This is a genomic window from Adlercreutzia mucosicola DSM 19490 (genome assembly GCF_000422625.1).
GTDB lineage: Bacteria > Actinomycetota > Coriobacteriia > Coriobacteriales > Eggerthellaceae > Adlercreutzia > Adlercreutzia mucosicola.
In genome coordinates, this window is the sequence record NZ_AUGK01000028.1 from 1 (window position 1) to 1,222 (window position 1,222).

Genomic DNA, 1,222 nt, shown 5'->3' on the forward strand with positions numbered 1-1,222 from the left:
CTCTAGCTGGCCTGCTAGAAGCGGCCCGCTTGCCGAGGTCCAGCTACTACTATGCGCTAGCGCATCCGAAGGCGCCCACGAGGCCGGAGCTCTGGTGTTTAGGTTAATTTAGAACTTGCAGTGAGGGCACGGAGAACTTTCACCCGCGGCAATGAAGATTTTCAGCAATGGCAACGGCATGCCAACCAGCTAGTACATCCTTGTCGGTGTAGCTGACAACTACCTGGCAAGGAGGAAGAAAGGATGATCAGCATGCCGATGATCGAGAGTATACGCGATATGAGCCGAAGGGGGCTCGCCAACGCGGATATTCAGCGGGAGACGGGCATCTCCCAGCCCACGATACGCAAGTACCTGGCCATGGACGACTTCTCGCCCAAAATGCCGACGGCATCGGGGCGCGGCTCGATGCTGGACCCCTACAAGCCGTTCGTCGACGCCGTTCTGGGGGCCGGCCGGCACGTATGGCGCAAGCAGCGCCATACTGCCAAGCGGATCTGGGAGCGGCTGACGGCGGAGACGCCCTACGAGGGCGGCTACGGCATGGTGAAGAGGCACGTCCGTGAGAGGAAGGCGCAGATGAGGGCCTCTGACATGGCCTATATGGAGCTGGTGTGGGCGCCCGGCGGGGCCCAGGCCGACTTCGGCGACGTCGACGTGCTGCTCGGCGGCGCGCGCACGCGCATGCACTTCTTCGCACTCAGCTTCCCGTTCTCCAACATGGGGTTCTGCCAGCTGTTCGCCGGCGTGACGTCGGAGTGCGTCTGCCAAGGCCTCAAAGACGCCTTCGGGCACATCGGGGGCGTCCCCCGCCGCATAGTGTTCGGCAACGCCGCCGGCGCCGGGCGCCGCTGCGGCGACAAGGTGACCGAGGCGGAGCTCTTCTCCGGAATGCGGGCCCACTACGGGTTCGAGGCGGCGTTCGCCAACCCCAGCTCCGGCCACGAGAAGGGCGATGTCGAGCGCAAGGTGGGCTGGATGGGGCGGCATCTGTTCACGCCCGTGCCGGCGTTCGACGACCTGGGGGAGTTCAACCGACGACTGCTCGATCGCCGCGGCGCGTACTCCGGCACTCCCCATTACGAGAAGGGCGCCTCGCGGGGCGAGCTGCTCGAGCGCGACCGCGCGGCGCCCCTGCCGCCGCCGGAGCGGCCCTTCGCCCGCGTGCGCTACGGCTCGGCCGCCGCGGACAAGCGCGGGCGCGCCAGCGTCGACGGCGGCC

Annotated in this window: 1 protein-coding gene; it reads left to right on the forward strand. The window is 66.9% G+C overall.

What is annotated here, in order from left to right:
* Positions 1-243: 243 nt before the first annotated feature.
* Positions 244-1,222: IS21 family transposase (gene istA, locus G503_RS0111030; RefSeq protein WP_035023007.1), on the forward strand; the 979-nt coding region annotated here is incomplete at its 3' end.